The organism is Acinetobacter sp. WCHAc060006, assembly GCF_004209135.1.
In the GTDB taxonomy this organism is placed as follows: domain Bacteria; phylum Pseudomonadota; class Gammaproteobacteria; order Pseudomonadales; family Moraxellaceae; genus Acinetobacter; species Acinetobacter cumulans.
The window spans coordinates 1-17,221 of sequence record NZ_SGSS01000035.1 but is presented as its reverse complement, the minus strand read 5'-3'; the positions used below and the strand labels follow the sequence as shown (position 1 = coordinate 17,221).

Annotated in this window: 17 protein-coding genes and 1 pseudogene; 10 read left to right on the top strand and 8 right to left on the bottom strand. The window is 38.8% G+C overall.

Features of this window, described 5'->3' with window-relative positions; all coding sequences use genetic code 11:
- The first annotated feature begins 89 nt into the window (after positions 1-89).
- Positions 90-410, top strand: a complete 321-nt coding sequence (locus tag EXE29_RS15235) for a hypothetical protein (protein ID WP_117007730.1) — start codon at positions 90-92, stop codon at positions 408-410.
- A 77-nt stretch (positions 411-487) separates the two neighbouring features.
- Here EXE29_RS15235 and EXE29_RS15230 read toward each other — a convergent pair whose 3' ends face one another.
- Positions 488-1,030, bottom strand: a complete 543-nt coding sequence (locus tag EXE29_RS15230) for an Mpo1 family 2-hydroxy fatty acid dioxygenase (protein WP_120364983.1) — start codon at positions 1,028-1,030, stop codon at positions 488-490.
- A 103-nt stretch (positions 1,031-1,133) separates the two neighbouring features.
- On the opposite strand from EXE29_RS15230, the gene EXE29_RS15225 reads away from it, so the two are divergent.
- Positions 1,134-1,844: a Crp/Fnr family transcriptional regulator gene (locus EXE29_RS15225; protein ID WP_117007732.1), complete on the top strand. Its 711-nt coding sequence runs from the start codon at positions 1,134-1,136 to the stop codon at positions 1,842-1,844.
- 153 nt (positions 1,845-1,997) lie between these two features.
- On the opposite strand, the gene EXE29_RS17535 is transcribed toward EXE29_RS15225, so the two are convergent.
- Both EXE29_RS17535 and EXE29_RS15220 read right to left on the bottom strand, forming a co-directional pair.
- Positions 1,998-2,147, bottom strand: coding sequence for a hypothetical protein (locus EXE29_RS17535; RefSeq protein WP_165382507.1), 150 nt, complete (start codon positions 2,145-2,147; stop codon positions 1,998-2,000).
- Positions 2,148-2,536: 389 nt separating this feature from the next.
- Positions 2,537-3,019 (bottom strand): hypothetical protein, encoded by a 483-nt coding sequence (locus tag EXE29_RS15220; RefSeq protein WP_106986377.1) that lies wholly within the window; start codon positions 3,017-3,019, stop codon positions 2,537-2,539.
- Between the two features lie 103 nt (positions 3,020-3,122).
- Here EXE29_RS15220 and EXE29_RS15215 point away from each other — a divergent pair, with 103 nt between their 5' ends.
- The 6 genes from EXE29_RS15215 to dapC all read left to right on the top strand — a co-directional run bounded on the left by EXE29_RS15215 (position 3,123) and on the right by dapC (position 10,226).
- Positions 3,123-3,869, top strand: coding sequence for an AzlC family ABC transporter permease (locus tag EXE29_RS15215; RefSeq protein WP_117007733.1), 747 nt, complete (start codon positions 3,123-3,125; stop codon positions 3,867-3,869).
- Position 3,870: 1 nt separating this feature from the next.
- Positions 3,871-4,218, top strand: coding sequence for an L-valine transporter subunit YgaH (ygaH, locus tag EXE29_RS15210; RefSeq protein ID WP_120364982.1), 348 nt, complete (start codon positions 3,871-3,873; stop codon positions 4,216-4,218).
- Between the two features lie 119 nt (positions 4,219-4,337).
- Complete coding sequence (locus tag EXE29_RS15205; protein WP_117007735.1) at positions 4,338-4,955, top strand: hypothetical protein; 618 nt, start codon at positions 4,338-4,340, stop codon at positions 4,953-4,955.
- A gap of 165 nt (positions 4,956-5,120) precedes the next feature.
- The gene (purT, locus tag EXE29_RS15200) at positions 5,121-6,332 is read left to right on the top strand and encodes a formate-dependent phosphoribosylglycinamide formyltransferase (RefSeq protein WP_171356361.1); all 1,212 of its coding nucleotides are present in this window, start codon (positions 5,121-5,123) and stop codon (positions 6,330-6,332) included.
- A 33-nt stretch (positions 6,333-6,365) separates the two neighbouring features.
- Entirely contained in the window at positions 6,366-9,032 is a 2,667-nt protein-coding gene (gene glnD, locus EXE29_RS15195; RefSeq protein ID WP_120364981.1) for a [protein-PII] uridylyltransferase, read from the top strand.
- Between the two features lie 24 nt (positions 9,033-9,056).
- Positions 9,057-10,226 carry a succinyldiaminopimelate transaminase gene (gene dapC / locus EXE29_RS15190; protein WP_120364980.1) on the top strand — a complete coding sequence of 390 codons (1,170 nt, stop codon included), beginning with the start codon at positions 9,057-9,059 and terminating at the stop codon, positions 10,224-10,226.
- A gap of 114 nt (positions 10,227-10,340) precedes the next feature.
- Here dapC and EXE29_RS15185 read toward each other — a convergent pair whose 3' ends face one another.
- From EXE29_RS15185 to msrB, 4 genes are all read right to left on the bottom strand, one after another.
- On the bottom strand, positions 10,341-10,787 hold the full coding sequence (locus tag EXE29_RS15185) for a TonB C-terminal domain-containing protein (protein WP_106986371.1): 447 nt from the start codon (positions 10,785-10,787) through the stop codon (positions 10,341-10,343).
- A 110-nt stretch (positions 10,788-10,897) separates the two neighbouring features.
- Complete coding sequence (locus tag EXE29_RS15180) at positions 10,898-12,757, bottom strand: M48 family metallopeptidase (RefSeq protein ID WP_106986370.1); 1,860 nt, start codon at positions 12,755-12,757, stop codon at positions 10,898-10,900.
- 251 nt (positions 12,758-13,008) lie between these two features.
- Positions 13,009-13,491: a glutathione peroxidase gene (locus EXE29_RS15175; protein ID WP_106986369.1), complete on the bottom strand. Its 483-nt coding sequence runs from the start codon at positions 13,489-13,491 to the stop codon at positions 13,009-13,011.
- The gene (gene msrB, locus EXE29_RS15170) at positions 13,488-13,907 is read right to left on the bottom strand and encodes a peptide-methionine (R)-S-oxide reductase MsrB (RefSeq protein ID WP_106986368.1); all 420 of its coding nucleotides are present in this window, start codon (positions 13,905-13,907) and stop codon (positions 13,488-13,490) included. Before msrB ends, EXE29_RS15175 begins: the two co-directional genes overlap by 4 nt.
- Before the next feature lie 228 nt (positions 13,908-14,135).
- On the opposite strand from msrB, the gene EXE29_RS15165 reads away from it, so the two are divergent.
- Together EXE29_RS15165 and EXE29_RS15160 are read left to right on the top strand one after the other, a co-directional pair.
- Entirely contained in the window at positions 14,136-15,566 is a 1,431-nt protein-coding gene (locus tag EXE29_RS15165) for a pyridoxal phosphate-dependent aminotransferase (protein ID WP_120364979.1), read from the top strand.
- Between the two features lie 242 nt (positions 15,567-15,808).
- Positions 15,809-16,603 carry an rRNA large subunit pseudouridine synthase E gene (locus EXE29_RS15160; protein ID WP_106986366.1) on the top strand — a complete coding sequence of 265 codons (795 nt, stop codon included), beginning with the start codon at positions 15,809-15,811 and terminating at the stop codon, positions 16,601-16,603.
- A 53-nt stretch (positions 16,604-16,656) separates the two neighbouring features.
- Here the strand turns inward: EXE29_RS15160 and EXE29_RS17530 are convergent.
- Positions 16,657-17,221, bottom strand: a pseudogene (locus tag EXE29_RS17530) (AbaSI family restriction endonuclease); the annotation flags it as partial.

Sequence of the window (17,221 nt, the reverse complement as noted above, 5' to 3'; positions counted from 1 at the left end):
CTTACATCAGAACTGCTGCAGATATACGACCCAATACGGCATATTTTAAATATTAGGCACCAACGCCCTTTGTTATAAAGATAAAAGCAATGAAAAAATTAAGCACAATAATCGCTGCAGGTGTTTTAAGTGTACTCAGTGCAACAGCATTTGCATGCCCAAAAGGCACCACACTCACAGGTGGCACAGGTGCAAATCATAAAGGTGGCAAATGTGTTGCCACTCAACCCGTACAAGCACACAAACAAAGCCTAAAAACTGAAAAAGCTGTTGCTAAAACAGAAGCAAAAGTCGCAAAAACCGAGGCTCAAAAAGCCAATGTAAGTGCCCAAAAGGCCAAAGCTAGCGCAGAAAAAGCAACACAAGATGCTCATACCGCACAACACAACGCCAAAGTGGCAAAGTCGTAAATAAACTTAAATTACAAATACCAAAAAGGCTGATCTCAAATCAGCCTTTTTAACATGTAGTTGTTATAGATTTTACTTTATGACGCACTCACCGAATGCGCAGCCTTCGCATCCATCAATGCACGTTGCTTATGGGCTTCTTGTAGCATTCTATGTTCCATGTCTTTTCTAAAACCGAGCATAAACACCATTTCGGCCAATACAAATAATGGGCCAATGGCTAAGCCAATTACATCATCCATAAAAGCGGGTTTTTTCTTTTCATAAAAATGACCCACAAATTGAAATACCCAGCCCACAACAAATATTCCAATACTTGCACTCAACCAAGCAACCCAACCCCACTGTGCAATGCTATGTGCCAATGGATACATCAGGGCAAACACGAGCAACATAATGAAACCGAAAATACGGTCTAAGCTCAGATAGTACAAAATGCTTAATGCCATAATGACCAATGCCAACGTCATTTCTAGACCAGAAATCATGACGCCTGCACGTGCTGTTAAACAAATAATTGAAAATACAATCAAAGGAATACCCACAAAATGCGTCAGTATATTTTTATGATCTAAATGATAAGCCGCATATTGGCTCAGTAAGGTTTCAAGTTTAGTCATCGCCAGCATCCTTGTACGAGTAATGATTTCACTATATAAAAAGAGTACAAGCCAAGTTGTCGTATAGCCGACAACTGATAAAAATAAATGGATTTTTACCAGAATGTTAGATCAACAGTACCAGACACAACTCAGCAATAACTATTGGTATGCACAGCTCAGTCCAGAGCATCAGCAATATATTGCGACACATAGTCAATTACTTGAGTTTAATAAAGACCAAAATATCTTTTTATCTGGTGACGCCTTTAATGGCATGTATGCTGTTTTAAACGGTGCTATACGCTTAGGCTATATTGATATTCAAGGTAAAGAAGCCGTAGCAGCCATTGCTGAACCTATCATGTGGTTTGGTGAAATATCATTAGTCGATCAACTGCCCCGCTCGCATGATGCAATTGCCTTGCAAAAAACTACAGTATTACATTGGCCAAGCCGCAGTATTCAACATTTACTCAATGAACAACCACAGTTTTGGTTTCATATAGCACAGCTCACCAGCCAAAAACTTCGTTTTGCATTTTTAGAACTGATTTCAATTCAAACTCAAAATATCCGCCAACGTTTAGCACAGCGTCTACTGTTTATTTTAAATGGCTATGGCAATCATATTACGATTGAGCAACGATCTATTCACCTCTCTCAAGAGCAACTTGCACAACTGCTGATCTGTTCTAGACAAACCATTAATCAAGCCCTTCAAGAGCTTGAAAAACTAGGCGTACTCAAAGTGGCTTTTCGTAAAATTGAAATTTTAGATTTAGCATTGCTTCATAGGATTGCACATACACTAACGATTCATGAACCTGAATAGCGCAATTCATTGTGTGTTGCTGTAGATCGTAGCGTTTTATATCATTTTTAATACCGAACAGATCAACTGGAATATTTTAGTGCAATTACCCGCACCATTACTGACATACTTATTGTTTTTTGATCAATTTGAGTGCGCTAATCTCATACAAACTTAAGATAAAAGCTTGCACACATCTACGCTATCAAAGCCATTTTGACAGTTTGCAACTTCATTTGATTGTTCAGTATTGCTGTTAGCACTGACATTGGTTGCCATACTCAACATAAGAACAGAAACCACACAAATTAATGCTTTTTTCATCTTAATCACCAATTCTATATTTAATTTTTCATACAAATAAATTTAAATTTCAGAGTTATTTTCACATAATTTATCAAATTGTGATAATTTATTATTTTTATTAACTTATAAATTAAAACTATCACTCATCGAAAATAAATCTAAATAAAATTAACAATACACTTTTTAAAAATAAGTCCAACTATAAAAAAGATCATTTAATTCAGCCATATAGAGTTTATTATTCCTATTTTTTAAATTACACCAACCTATAAGCCACTCAATTCAATACTTTATCTAATCTTTTTTAAGTTTTAAAAATACTCAAATATGTAAAAAACACTACAAAAAAAAGCCGTAAAAATAAATTTACGGCTTTTTAACCATTGTATTCTGAGGCTCAATCAAGCTTAGACTCCAATTTTCTTTGGATCTGTATTGCCTAAATTAGGATTATCAATTGCACCCTGACACTGCTTTTTATCGCGTTCATAGTCAGCTTGCTTTTGTGCTACATCACTCGAACTTTCAAGCACTTCGCGCGCCCAAATATCTAAACTTGTGAGTGCTTTTCGGCATAAGGCATATTTGCCTTCTGTCACAGAATCAGTCATTTTGACATTAATGCGCCAGTCCGTACTCAATTTCCGCGCAGGCTTACGTACTTGCCCATCAAGCTCTGCAATTTTCTTTTCATAAACCAAGTGATCCACTTGATTAATCAGTTTCCATGCCTCATTGGCATATACTGTTGCATCATTCGTCAGTTTTGGTGCAGGCTTAATCACCACTTTTTCTTCAGCCTGATCTGAACTATTGCCACATGCTTGCAACATCCATACGCTGCACAGCAAAATAGTTGTTTTAAAAACAACTGACTTGAAGCTAAACATAGCGAATTCACTTATCCAAACATTTCGGCACTATGCTAGTAAATTCAGGTACAATACTCAACGTCGTTTTGACCCTTTGTTTAACCTCCCGCTAAGGTGTGTCGTGTCTGAGCACAAAACTCCTCCTATAAAAGTAGCTGGTTTTTGGCAAGGTGCCAAAGATAGCCAAGCCATTATCTTTACTTATCTTCCTGTTTCTTTTGCATTTGGTGTATCTGCTACTCAATTCGGCTTTAGTGCTTGGGAAGCATTGTTTCTCTCATGCTCTATGTATGCAGGTGCCAGTCAATTTTTAGTTGTCGCCTTACTTGGAAGTGGCACCTCGATTTGGATGACTGCACTTACCGTCATAGCACTTGATATTCGACATTTACTTTATGGCCCAGCCCTACAAAACCTCATTCAAGACCGCCTTAACCTCAAAAAAACAGCCGTCTGGGCATGGGGTCTTACAGACGAAGTTTTTGCCTCTGGCATGATCAAATTGTCTCAGCGTCGCCAAGAATGGTCTGAGTCTTGGATGCTTGGCCTCAGTTTATTTAGTTGGATGTCTTGGGCACTCGGTTCTTTTTTAGGTGGCTTATTTGCAGATCAGGTCAGCAACCTACCGCAATTTTTACAAGCGGCCCTCGATTTCTTATTACCTGCGCTTTTTCTGAGTTTCTTGTTGGCTGCTTTTGAGCGTAAACATACTTTCGTGGTTGCTGTAACCGTTGTTGTATCTGCTGTTGCGTGTTATATGATTGATTTATCAGCAGCTATTTTCATTGGTATATCTTCGGGCATATTGGCAGGTTTGTTTAAGCATTATGTCTTAAAAAAAACAGACCCAGAACACAAAGAGGCCTAATATGAACTTAGAAATTATTTTGGTCGGCATTGTGGTTGGTATTGCTAACTTTGCATCTCGCTTTGGACCATTTTATTTTATCCAGAAATTCCAAAAGGATTCGCAAAAGCGAGGCTCACTTTGGCTCAAAATTGCATTAGGTGCGATTGGGATTTCAGCCATTAGCTCCATGCTCGTGGTCGCAACATTGCCTCCATTACTTGAAACCCCACACAAAAGCGTTGCGATGCTGGCAGGATTTATTGTACTTGCTGGGCTTTATTTCAAATTTAAGCAAATTGTACCAGCAACTTTAACTGCAGCTCTCACCTATGGTTTGGTCTATACCTACGTACCGTTTCATTTCTAAATTTTAGTTATTTGCTCGGGCACCCTAATTCATGCGTAGGTAGTTCCTGCTTACGCTTTTTTATATTGTTAAAATATGCAATCATCTAAATACTAGAAAAACTTAGATAAAGCAAATACATGCCGAAATACGAATACATTGAAGGCAAAATTTTTATTCATTCCAGATACTCAGGCACAATCAACTGGGGATTACATCAACCTGTCGACAGTATTGCTTTTAACTGCTTTATACAAAATCAAAATTTCAATGGAAATTTCTGTGGCTTACACTGCAACCCAGCAGATCAAATTCGCGCAATTTACATTGAAGTGAATCAGAAAAAAATCATTATTGGTTTATATAACACCACCCAGCGCATCTTACATTTACACCCTAAGCGGAAGATATATCCTCGACTTTCTTGGCCAAAATTAGGGATTAGCTTTATACAAATCATCTGCTTTCTGCTTTGTTTCCTATTTTGTGTATTTATCTTGACTGCGTGGCAAAATGGTTCATTTGATTTTTTTAGCATAATGAACGATGTCTTTTATTTCACAGCAATCTTAGCTTCAGCAATTATCATTTTAACTGCATGTACCACGCCTATACTTTACCTACTGTATTGGCCAAACTTTCGTGAAACGTCGCGTCAATTACAGCAATTACAACTCACGTATGAAACTATTCAGTCACTCACTCCACTGCCATTGGAAGCGGGCGTATTCAAACAACAGGCCTTAAAAATTCGATAAATTCCAATAATTTAAAATACAGCTTTTGCTCATTTGAAATTAGGCTTTATAGCAAACCTACAGCTTATAAATAAAATTGTTGGACAATATCATTTATTTATGTGAACACGCGCTTAACTGCTTATTTAGTTCTGCTATGCTAAAAGCCCATAAAATCAAGCATGGATGATTTACATGAGCGTGACTATTGGCACTCCACTTCAATCTTCAGCGTTTAAAGTTTTACTTTTAGGCTCAGGCGAATTAGGTAAAGAAGTGGTGATTTCACTGCAACGACTTGGCGTGGAAGTCCATGCTGCTGATCGTTACGACCATGCTCCTGCTATGCAAGTTGCACACTATTCACATACGCTCAACATGGCAGACCCTACCGAATTAAAACAATTAATAGAAAGCGTAAAACCAAACTTAGTTATTCCAGAAATTGAAGCCATTGCAACACAAGTTTTAGTTGAATTAGAACAAACAGGTACACATATTATTCCTTCGGCAAAAGCCGTTAACCTCACCATGAACCGAGAAGGTATCCGTCGCCTTGCAGCAGAAGAGCTTGGTTTACCTACTTCTGCTTATCGATTTGCAAATACACTTGAGTCTTTCCGTGCAGCCTGTGATGACATCGGCTATCCAAATTTTGTTAAGCCAGTCATGTCATCATCAGGTAAAGGACAGTCGCGCGTTAAAAGTTTTGAAGAAGTTGATGCTGCTTGGGAATACGCTCAAACTGGTGGTCGCGTAAATCAAGGTACAGTCATTGTTGAATCACAAATTGATTTTGACTTTGAAATCACTTTACTGACTGTACGCTCAAAACATCCCGAAACAGGTGAAATTGAAACATCATACTGCGACCCAATTGGACACCGCCAAGACTCAGGCGATTACGTCGAAAGTTGGCAACCACAAATCATGACAGCTGTCGCACTCGAAGAAGCCAAACGTATTGCACACAAAGTCACTGTCGCATTAGGTGGTTGTGGCATCTTTGGCGTGGAACTGTTTGTCAAAGGCGATAAAGTATGGTTTAGTGAAGTATCTCCTCGCCCGCATGACACTGGCCTTGTTACATTGGCATCTCAGTTCCAAAGTGAATTTGAGTTACATGCACGTGCCATTTTAGGACTACCTGTAAATACTGCACGACATAGCACAGCAGCCAGCGCTGTTATTTATGCGGGTGTTGATGATACTAATTTGTCATTTTCTGGCTTAAATCTTGCTTTGGCAAACCCGAATACCGATTTGCGCTTATTTGGTAAACCAGAAGGCTTTAAGCGTCGTCGCATGGGTGTAGCCACTGCGCGTGCTGAAACGACTGACCAAGCACGTGAACTCGCGACCCAAACTGCACAACTCATTAGTGTTCATCAAAATTAAGTTAGTCATACACATTTAAACGGACCCTTGTTCATGATCAATACTCTTCCATTGCTGGATTATGCTCAAAATAGCCACGACATTAAGGCCATTAACCAATGGCGTACAGATGTTGAAAATCAGCTACAAGAGCGTTTTGAACAAGGGCTGTCGATTCGTGAAATTATTGTTACTCGCTCCGATCTGATTGACGAAGCGCTTAAATTCTTATGGCAACACGCTGAATTAGAACATAGCCAGTTAGGTCTTTTTGCCGTTGGTGGTTACGGCCGACGCGAAATGCTCCCTTACTCAGACGTGGATATTATGATTCTGTCTGAGGATGACATTCCAAAAGAATTAGAAGCCCAAATTTCAACGTTTATTTCTTCACTCTGGGATGTCGGCAACTTTAAGCCCGGTATTAGTGTACGCACGATTGCGGACTGTGTAACGCAAGCAGCAAGCGATTTAACTGTTGCCACGGCTTTAATTGAAGCTCGTTTAATTACAGGCAACGAACATCTTGCAAAATGGCCACGTCGCATTGTGTCGCAAACATGGACGGATAAAACCTTCTTTGATGCGAAAATGCAGGAACAAACCAAACGCTATGCACAACACAACAATACCGAAAGTAACTTAGAACCTGATATTAAAAATGCTCCGGGCGGTATTCGCGATATCAACCAAATTGGTTGGATTGCAAAACGTCATTTTCGTGTAAATCGCATTTACGACTTAGTCCATTTGGGCTTTATTTCAGAATTTGAACTGGGTGTACTCGAAGAGGCTGAAAGCTTTCTTTGGGAAATTCGCCACCACCTACACCGCTTAACCAAGCGTGACGAAAACCGCCTGTTGTTTGACTATCAACGTGAAATTGCAGCCAAATTTGGCTATCACCGTGAAGAAGACAAATCGCCTAACTACCCAATCGAACAATTCATGAAGCGCTACTACCGTAGTGCGCAACAGGTCTCTACGCTGAATGAAATGTTATTGGCGTACTTTAATGAATCTGTCATTACACCGCGCTTGCCAAGTTATGAACGACAAATTGAAGAAATCAATGAGAATTTCAAATTAGTCGATGGCAAACTGGCAGTTCAACATCACAAGATTTTTTCAGAGAATCCAAGTGCAATTTTAGAAATTTTCTATTTACTTGCTAACCGCCCTGAAATTGAAGGTATTCGTGCACGCACATTACGTCTATTAACCTTAGCCGCAAAACGGATTGATCAGTCTTTTCGAGATAATCCTGCGCATCAAGCGCTATTTATGGAGATTATCCGCTCACCGTATCGCTTATACGACACACTTGTAGCTATGAAACGCTATGGTGTTTTGGGCAATTACATCCCTGCTTTTGGCCAAATTATGGGCCTGATGCAATATGATCTCTTCCATATCTATACAGTTGATGCTCACACCCTACTGCTTATTCGTAATTTAAACCGCTTTAAAGAACCTGAATTTGCAAAAGACTTCCCTGTCGTAAGCTCTGTATTCCAACGCCTTGCGCGTCGTGACATTGTGTATTTAGCAGCAATTTTCCATGACATTGCCAAAGGCCGTGGTGGTGACCATAGTGAACTTGGAGCATCGGATGCTATTGCATTCTGTCTAGCACATGGCTTTACTGAGCGTGAAGCAAACTTGGTTGCATGGTTGGTCAAAAACCACCTGCAAATGTCTGTTACTGCACAGAAAAAAGATATTTCTGATCCAGATGTAGTAAAAACCTTTGCCGAAACAATGGGTGATATGGAGCATCTCGATTATCTTTATGCTTTAACCGTTGCAGACATCAATGCAACCAACCCAACGCTTTGGAATACATGGCGCGCTTCGCTCATGCGTCAGCTCTACACTCAAGCACGTGATGTAATTCGTTCGGGCATTGGTCGACCAGTCGACTATCAAATGCTGATTGAAGACACCAAGTTTGCTGCCAGCGAATTATTGGTTGAAGAATTCTCACTCGATGATGTTGAAAAAGTATGGCAAGAATTAGGCGATGAATATTTTGTCAAAGAATCTGCCAATGAAATTGCATGGCATACCCGTGCCATTTTAAAACATGGTAGCAATCCCGAACCTTTAGTGCTCATGCGCGCACATCGTAAATTCGCGCAAGATGCCGTACAGATCTTTATTTACACTCAAGACCAACCGAACCTATTTGCAACAACGGTTGCAGTGCTTGACCGTATGAATTTAGACGTCCAAGATGCGCGAATTATTACGGCACTGAAGTCATTTAGCTTAGATACGTATGTAGTCCTCGATCGCTTTGGCACCTTACTCACGGACCCAGATCGTGAACATACGGTCATTGATGCCTTAATTAAAGCACTCAGCCAAGCAGATGTTTATCCTGGCCTCATGCAACGTCGTATTCCTCGTCAATTACGCCATTTTGATATTGAAAATACAGTTGCAGTCACCCTTAATGAAGCCTTACAACAAAACATGGTGGAAATTGCGACACTTGACCACCCCGGCTTACTTGCTAAAGTTGGTGGTTTATTTATGATGCAAGGACTAGATATTCATTCTGCACGAATTGCGACTTTAGGCGAACGCGCAGAAGATATTTTCTTTGTGACTAAAAAAGATGGCATCCCCATGAATGCGAACGAAGCAGAAACATTTGCAGCGCAGCTCAAAGCAGCGCTCGATGAAGCTTCGAACCAAGTATGTAGTCATCATTAACTTAATTTAACTGGTAAAGGTTTCATGAACTCTAGTTTGTCATTATTACATCCATATCCATTTGAAAAATTGAATAAACTTTTCGCGGATATTCAACCAGCAGCACTGCCTTTAATTCCACTATCTATTGGTGAACCAAAGCACCCTGCACCAGAGTTTGTGAAACAAGCCATTATTGACAACTTTAATCATCTTTCAACCTATCCAAACAGTAAAGGCTTGCCTGAGTTACGCACCAGTATTGCTAACTGGCTAGCACGTCGCTTCAAGTTAAATACTATTAGTGCTGAAAATCATGTACTTCCAGTATCAGGTACACGTGAAGCAATTTTTTCTTTTGTACAAGCGCTCGTAAACCGTGAAGAAGCACCTTATGTAGTGATGCCAAATCCGTTTTACCAAATTTATGAAGGTGCAACCTTACTCGCTGGTGCACAACCGTATTTCATTAACTGCACAGAAGAAAATAACTATTTAGGTAATTTCGATGCTGTGCCTGCGGAAGTCTGGGAAAAAACAGCATTGTTATTCGTCTGCACGCCGGGCAATCCAACTGGCGCAGTACTGTCTAAAGAACAATTTAAAAAGCTCATTGCACTGTCTGATCAATATGGTTTTGTGATTGCTTCTGATGAATGCTATTCAGAGCTTTGGTTTGATGAAGCACCTGTAGGCTTACTTGAAGTTTGTGCTGAAATGCGCCGTGACGACTATAAAAACTGTGTCGTATTCCATTCTCTCTCTAAGCGTTCTAACCTTCCAGGCATGCGCTCAGGTTTTGTGGCTGGTGATGCGGCGTTACTTAAACCTTATTTGCAATATCGTACTTATCACGGCGCTGCAATGCCTGTACAACATCAACTGGCTTCAATTGCAGCCTGGGATGATGAAACACACGTAGAAGAAAACCGTCGTTTGTACCGTGCAAAATTTGAATTATTCCAAAATGAGCTTGGTCATTTACTTCCACTACAAAAGCCAGATGCTGGCTTCTATTACTGGTTAAAAGTCGACAATGATGAAGCTTTTGCCAAAATGCTGATGGAAAAAGCACATATTAAAGTGCTTCCTGGTCGTTATTTATCACGTGATACGGCGCAAGGTAACCCAGGTGAAAACCATGTACGTATGGCGCTGGTTGCTGATATTGCACAATGTGAGCAAGTCATACAACGCTTAAAAGCGATCTTGTAAGTATCAATTAAGCATAAAAAAGCCCCAACTTTGGGGCTTTTTTATTGCCGTCAACACCAGTAATAAACATCTCAAATATGACTAAAACATGGCATTTCAGATTCTGATTTTCTGCTAAAGCGGTGGTGCAATATTAAATTCATGGACTAGACTATAGCGCAGTGTTCTTTCCACCATCGGTAAAGGCTGTAATTTGGCTTGTTGCAAAGCATCATGCACTTTCTGATCTACACGCACAGAACCTGAGGATCGGATGGTTTTAGATTGTAAAATCTGGCCTGATCCCGCCTCCACAATCATTTCCACCTTAATGGGCTGGCGATAGCTCTGATAATCCTCCGCATTCACCCGAAAGGATGGCTGTACCCGCCACGTCACTTCATATTGTCGTTTGGCAATTTTAGGATCAATCACATAAGGTTGAGTATCAACCTTATACTCAGCAATAGGTGTGGTCAGCATTTTTAATAGTTCATCAGTTTGAGTATCCGCAAAAGCAGACCCAGAAAAAATAGCGCTAAAAGAAATCCATACAAAGTGAAATTTATAATGTTGAACCACAATAACCCTCTTATGGATTTAATTTATTATCAGTTTTCAATGCTTAGCCACGCATACCACCACCTTGTTAAACACGCACTAAGCCACTCACTCAATATAAATGAACCCTGCTATCTTTGCAAAATTGCTGAATTAGGCGTTTTTATTATTTTTTTAGACAGTACCTTCATTTCTGACAAATCACTACACACTAAAAAAGTTTCACCTGGAAAAGTAATTGTAGATTTGAGCACATTGATGGTTTGAAGTACCAGTTCAGCATCTACTTTATCAAACATACCGTCCTTTAAGCTAAACGCAAAAACAAAGCAAGGCTGTTCATTTAAATACTTAGTCCGCTTTCTTACCAGCCACATTTTTTGAATTGAACTAAATTTTTCTAATTTGCTGAGTAGCTGATTCAACTCATCTTGTGCCAAACCATGCGACATGAACTTGTCATTTGACGAAATCGTCTCACGCTCTTGCGCTGCCTTCATTTCAATTTCAACACGTTGCTCTAGCATCTGTCTAAAATGTGTCGCTTGTGCATGATCCTCTACATCTTCATAGTATTGAATCAATAATTCACAACTTGGAATCGTAAAAAATGCATTCTTATTCATGGCCTGTTGCAGTAAAGTTATGCCTTGTACGTCTTTTCGTATAATCAATTCTTTGGCATACAGATAAATCGCATGCTCATGCACTGGAAAATCTTGATATAACTGTGCCTTCAGTTCAAAAGCACGTTCAGGCTGATAAGCAACATATTCGGTTAATTCGATATAATTTATACGCTCTTCAAAGGTTAAACTGTCCGTCGGCTTTTCAGATAACTGTGCTAAGTAGTCTTTTTGCTCTTTAAATGTTTGGTGATGCTTTTGCCAATCATACTGCACCGATTTTTGCCATGTTTGATCAAACTCAGTGGCTATTTCCAGTCGTTTTTGTCCCAATAAATAATCTGAAGTTTGACCTATTACCGGGTAGTTTACCTTAGCAACTTGACCAATCGACTTTAAACGATCTGATAATGATGGATGTGTATCCTCAAAATTGGTATGCACATTTAAAGAATGATTTAACCAAACGTGCGTATCTTCACTAGAAACCTCATCGGAGAAACGTTGTACATAACCCGTATAAGGCAAAACATTTGGTCGAGATGACGTCTCAGCTTGCTTAAAAATTTTAGGCCAATAATTTTCCGACAAATAAAACCCAATAACATTCACCGTGCTCAGTGTTTCCGCTACGACTTCTGCAGACGTTAAGTTCACTGATATTTTATCGGCCTCATATTCATTCGCCCGTGCAATCGGAAATGAATATGCCACAAAATAAGGAACAAACCGCTTTAAAAATGGTCGAAAAATAATATCGACATGACTCACCTTTTGCTCAATTTCAGTAAATAATTGTGCCCAGCGGATACGTTGTCTGTAAATCCAATTGGCTGTCCGCGCATGGTTTTTGGATAAATGACCAAATTCATGTGCTAAAACAGCAGTTAACTGTTCAACCTTTAAGGACTGCATCAAAGGCAAACCTATAATTAAATAGTTTTCATACCAGCCAAAGATTCCTAAACGTGGCCGTTGTACCACAGCAGCATTAAAATCATCGGTAATTAATACATGATTAAATTTGACTGCGTTCAACTGCCCACTTAAACGCTCAATAATTTTAAAAAGCTCAGGTGCATCTTTTTCCGAGATTTCAATTCCAGTCGGTGCATCCACCGTAACCCAAAGTGAACGCACCACAACAAATAAAAATACCCCAGCAATCGCAATCAGTTTAATTGCAAAAGCTTTCAAAACTAAAATGGATAAACAGGCAAGGATTAAAAGAACTAAAAGAATGAAAACCCCAAACACGATATAAAAATTACCTAAAAGTGCCAGTAACATCACTTTAGTTTGATAGGCTTTTGGATTTTGTCGTAACTCACGTTCTAGTTTTTCAATTAATTTAGGGTCATACATTTATTATTTTCCACAGATTAAATCCATTATTTTTTATCAAAAGCGTGTCTTTTTATACTGCTTATACTGCATCCCTCAGTATAAAAATAAGCCATCTTATGCTCAAAATTTTGATTTCTTTTTTGAATTGATGCTCAGCCAAAGCTGTGTATGTTAGTTCAATCTAAATGCAAATAAAAAGTAACCCATTGGCTACTTTTTTATTTTGCACAATATGCATGACTATTTTCTTTTTAAGCAGATCAAGCTTTTTAACTGGCAAGCGCTTTTTCAATATCTGCTTGTAAGTCTTCTGGCTTGGTCGTTGGCGCATAGCGATTGATGACTTTGCCATCTTTACCAATTAAAAACTTTGTAAAATTCCATTTAATACCACTTCCTAAAATACCTTTAGAATTATTGGTTAAATAACGGAAAATGACATGCGCTTCTGCACCTTTTACATTCACTTTGGCAAACATTGGAAATGAAACGCCGTAGTTTTTTTCACAAAAGCTACCAATTTGCTCATTAGAACCAGGATCTTGGCTACCAAATTGGTTACATGGAAAACCCAATACTAGCAAGCCCTGATCTTTATATTCTTGATAGAGCTTTTCTAGCCCAGAAAATTGTGGTGTAAAGCCACATTTACTGGCTGTATTCACAATCAAAAGCACTTTGCCTTCATAATCGGCAAAAGATTTGTTTTTCCCATCTAATAATTCAGCTTCAAACTGATATATGTTGGTCATGGATAAGTTTCCTCGTCATTTTTTTCTTGTGTTTTTAGGTCTAAGGAAGCCGAATTCACGCAATAACGCAATCCTGTCGGCTCTGGGCCATCAGGAAAAACATGCCCTAAATGTGCGTCACAATGATGACAAACTATTTCAGTTCTGACCATACCGTGCGTCGTATCCAAATGCTCTTCAATAACCACACCATTAACAGGACGTGTAAAGCTTGGCCAGCCACAACCGCTATCAAATTTAGACTCCGATGTAAATAATGGTTCACCACAACAACGGCATACATAGGTGCCTTCTTGCTTGGTATTCCAATATTTACCTGTAAACGCTGGCTCCGTCCCCTTTTGACGTGTAATGCGAAACTCTTCTGGCGACAACTCTCTTTGCCATTCTCGTTCTGTTTTATTGAGTTTTCCCATGATGACGTCCCTTTATATCGTGCTATTTAAAATAGGATAATCCTATATTTACGTCATTCAATGTTAAATTTCTAGTCTTTATTCAACAATTTACAAAATCGATATAATGACCATAAAAGCAAAAAGTAAGCATTTTAAATTAACAAGTAAGCAAATTAAAAAATTAAATGCTTTTTTGTGAGCAAAATAAGTGTTAGGCTTAGCTCTACTCTTGCTCAGGATTAAAAAATGTCGCAAAAAAAGAGCGTAATTTTTAAAAATCTGCTGCCCGTGATTAAACAATATCAGCAGGCTGGGTTTACGCATGAAAAAATTGTTGCTTTACTCAAAGATGAACACAATCTTGACTTAGTAACAACAGAGACATTTAAAAGCTATTTATACCGTTATGCAAAAGTGACCTCCACTCCTTCCGAGACTATAAAAATGCCGAACACTATCAACACCCCACGCGAAATTAAGAAATCGTCTAAGCTTGAGCATGTATGCTACGACATTCGCGGACCAGTGTTACGAGCGGCCAATGAAATGGAAGAAGCTGGCCATAAAATTATTAAACTAAATATTGGTAACCCTGCACCATTTGGCTTTGAAGCGCCACAAGAAATTATTAATGACGTTGCATTAAACTTACCTAATGCGATCGGCTATACCGACTCAAAAGGTATTTTTCCTGCACGTAAAGCAATTTGCCAGTATTACCAACAAAAAGGCATCCTTAACATGCACGTAAATGACGTGTACGTAGGTAATGGTGTATCTGAACTAATTGTTATGGCTATGCAAGGCTTGCTGGATGATGGCGACGAAATGCTCGTGCCAATGCCTGATTACCCACTTTGGACTGCAGCAGTTAACTTATCTGGCGGTACAGCGATTCACTATAAATGTGATGAAGAAAACTTCTGGTATCCAGATATTGCAGATATGGAAAGCAAAATCACACCAAACACCCGTGGTATTGTGATTATTAACCCGAACAACCCGACTGGTGCTGTATATCCACGCCACGTACTTCAACAAATTGTAGATCTTGCTAAAAAATACGATCTCATTTTATTTGCTGATGAAATTTACGACAAAATTGTTTATGACGGCATTGAACACGTTTCTGTAGCTGCTTTAGCGGGTGATCAACTGTGTATCTCATTTAACGGTTTATCTAAATCGTACCGTATTGCAGGTTATCGCTCAGGCTGGATGGCCATTACAGGTGATAAATCGCGTGCGCTAGACTATATTGAAGGTTTAGACATGCTGGCATCTATGCGCCTCTGTGCTAACCATCAAGCACAATATGCGATTCAAACCGCATTAGGTGGCTATCAGTCTATTAACGACTTGATCCGCCCAGGTGGCCGTTTATACGAACAGCGCAATATTGCTTGGGAAATGTTGAATGATATTCCTGGTGTTTCATGCGTGAAACCTGAAGGTGCAATGTACTGCTTCCCGAAATTAGACCCAGAAATTTATCCAATTCAGGATGATGAGAAGTTCATGCTGGACTTCTTAAAAGCAGAGAAAGTTTTATTGGTACAAGGGACTGGTTTTAACTGGCCAACACCGGATCATTTTCGTGTGGTATTCCTCCCTGCCGAAAATGAACTGCGTGAAGCATTAACGCGCTTAAGTCGCTTCTTGGCAAAAATGCGTTAATTCGCTCTTTAAAAAAAACCGCATTCTGTGCGGTTTTTTTTGGCCTAAACGAAACATATCACACCCAAAAAATGCATTTTTAAAAAATATTTGCGGTTATACATTACTTTTAATCCGTCTTCACGCATAATACTCGTATGCAAATTCACTTTATTTGAGATTTATACAAGAAACCTCTATGTTTCTTTTTTCAATAAATCCTCACCAATTTCTAATTCATGTAATTACAGAAGTTATTTTTTATGAAAATCGTCATTCTTAACAAGCCTTATGACGTGCTCTCCCAATTCCGCAAAGACGAAGCTCACATGACGATGTCAGACTTCGTAGATGACCCAACACTGCGTTTGGCGGGTCGTTTGGATATGGACTCTGAAGGCTTAGTATTTTTAACAGACCACGGTGGTTTAAACCAATACATCACCAACCCTGAAAACAAAAAGTTTAAAACTTATTTGGTACAAGTCGATGGTGATGTAACTGAAGAAGCTTTAGAAAAACTTCGCCAAGGTGTTGAATTAAAAGACGGTATGACTTTACCTGCTAAAGCAAGTAAAGTTGAAGAACCTGAATGGTTATGGGAGCGTGATCCTCCTGTACGTTACCGCGCAAATGTACCAACATCTTGGGTTGAAATTTCAATTTGTGAAGGCCGTAACCGCCAAGTTCGTCGTATGACTGCTGCTGTTGGTTTCCCAACTTTACGTTTAATTCGTACTAAAATTGGTTCTATTGACTTAGTTCAAATGGCTTTACAACCAGGCGAAACCAAAGATATCGAGCCTTTATTGTATAAAGACTTTCAAAATGTACCAAAGGAAGAACCTTACCGCTCACGTTCGTACGTGAAAAAGCCTGGCGGTACGGGTGGTAAGCCAATGGTACGTAAGAACAAAGATGGTTCTGTGAAAAAGTCAGGTACTAAACGTATTTGGCAAATGGATGAGAGCGAAAAGCCAAAACGTCGTACCAATGGTACAACACGTCCAAATACCAAAGCGCCACGTGGTAGTCGTAGCCGTAATGGTCGTGGTTAATCCCCTCTGAAATTAAAATAAAAGCTCACAAAAGTGGGCTTTTTAATATTCGATCAATTATCAACATTAAATGTATTGCTCTTTAACTCATATCTTTTTGAAATTCTCTTCCACCGCACACTATCTGAATTCAAAACATCTAATTCATATACTCCATAAAATTGATACACATACCTACCTTTTGGCATCAAATTATTTTTAACAGCTCCAAAAACCAAACGTATTTTTTCTTTTTTGGACCATATATCATTCATTTTTTCTATTTTTTCTTCTATTTTGGTCTTTTCATCAATATATAATCCATCAGACGCAATACTATTACTCCATTGTTCATTTTCAAAAAATTTTGGATACCAAATTTTTATTTTTTTTTCATCATTAAGCCATGTCCCACCTTTTCGCTCTAAATACTTTACTCCAAAACACTCACAGATTTTCTTAGCATTTAGAAATAAAACATTTTCATCTGCATCAAGATACCCCTTTTCAATATAAGTTTTAGGATTAAACTCTTTTTCAATATCCCAATCTTGAAATTTACCCTGACTCTTTAAATCCAATTTTTTATTTTTTAACAATTCAATTATTTTATCAGTTTGTTTATCAATACTTTTTAAT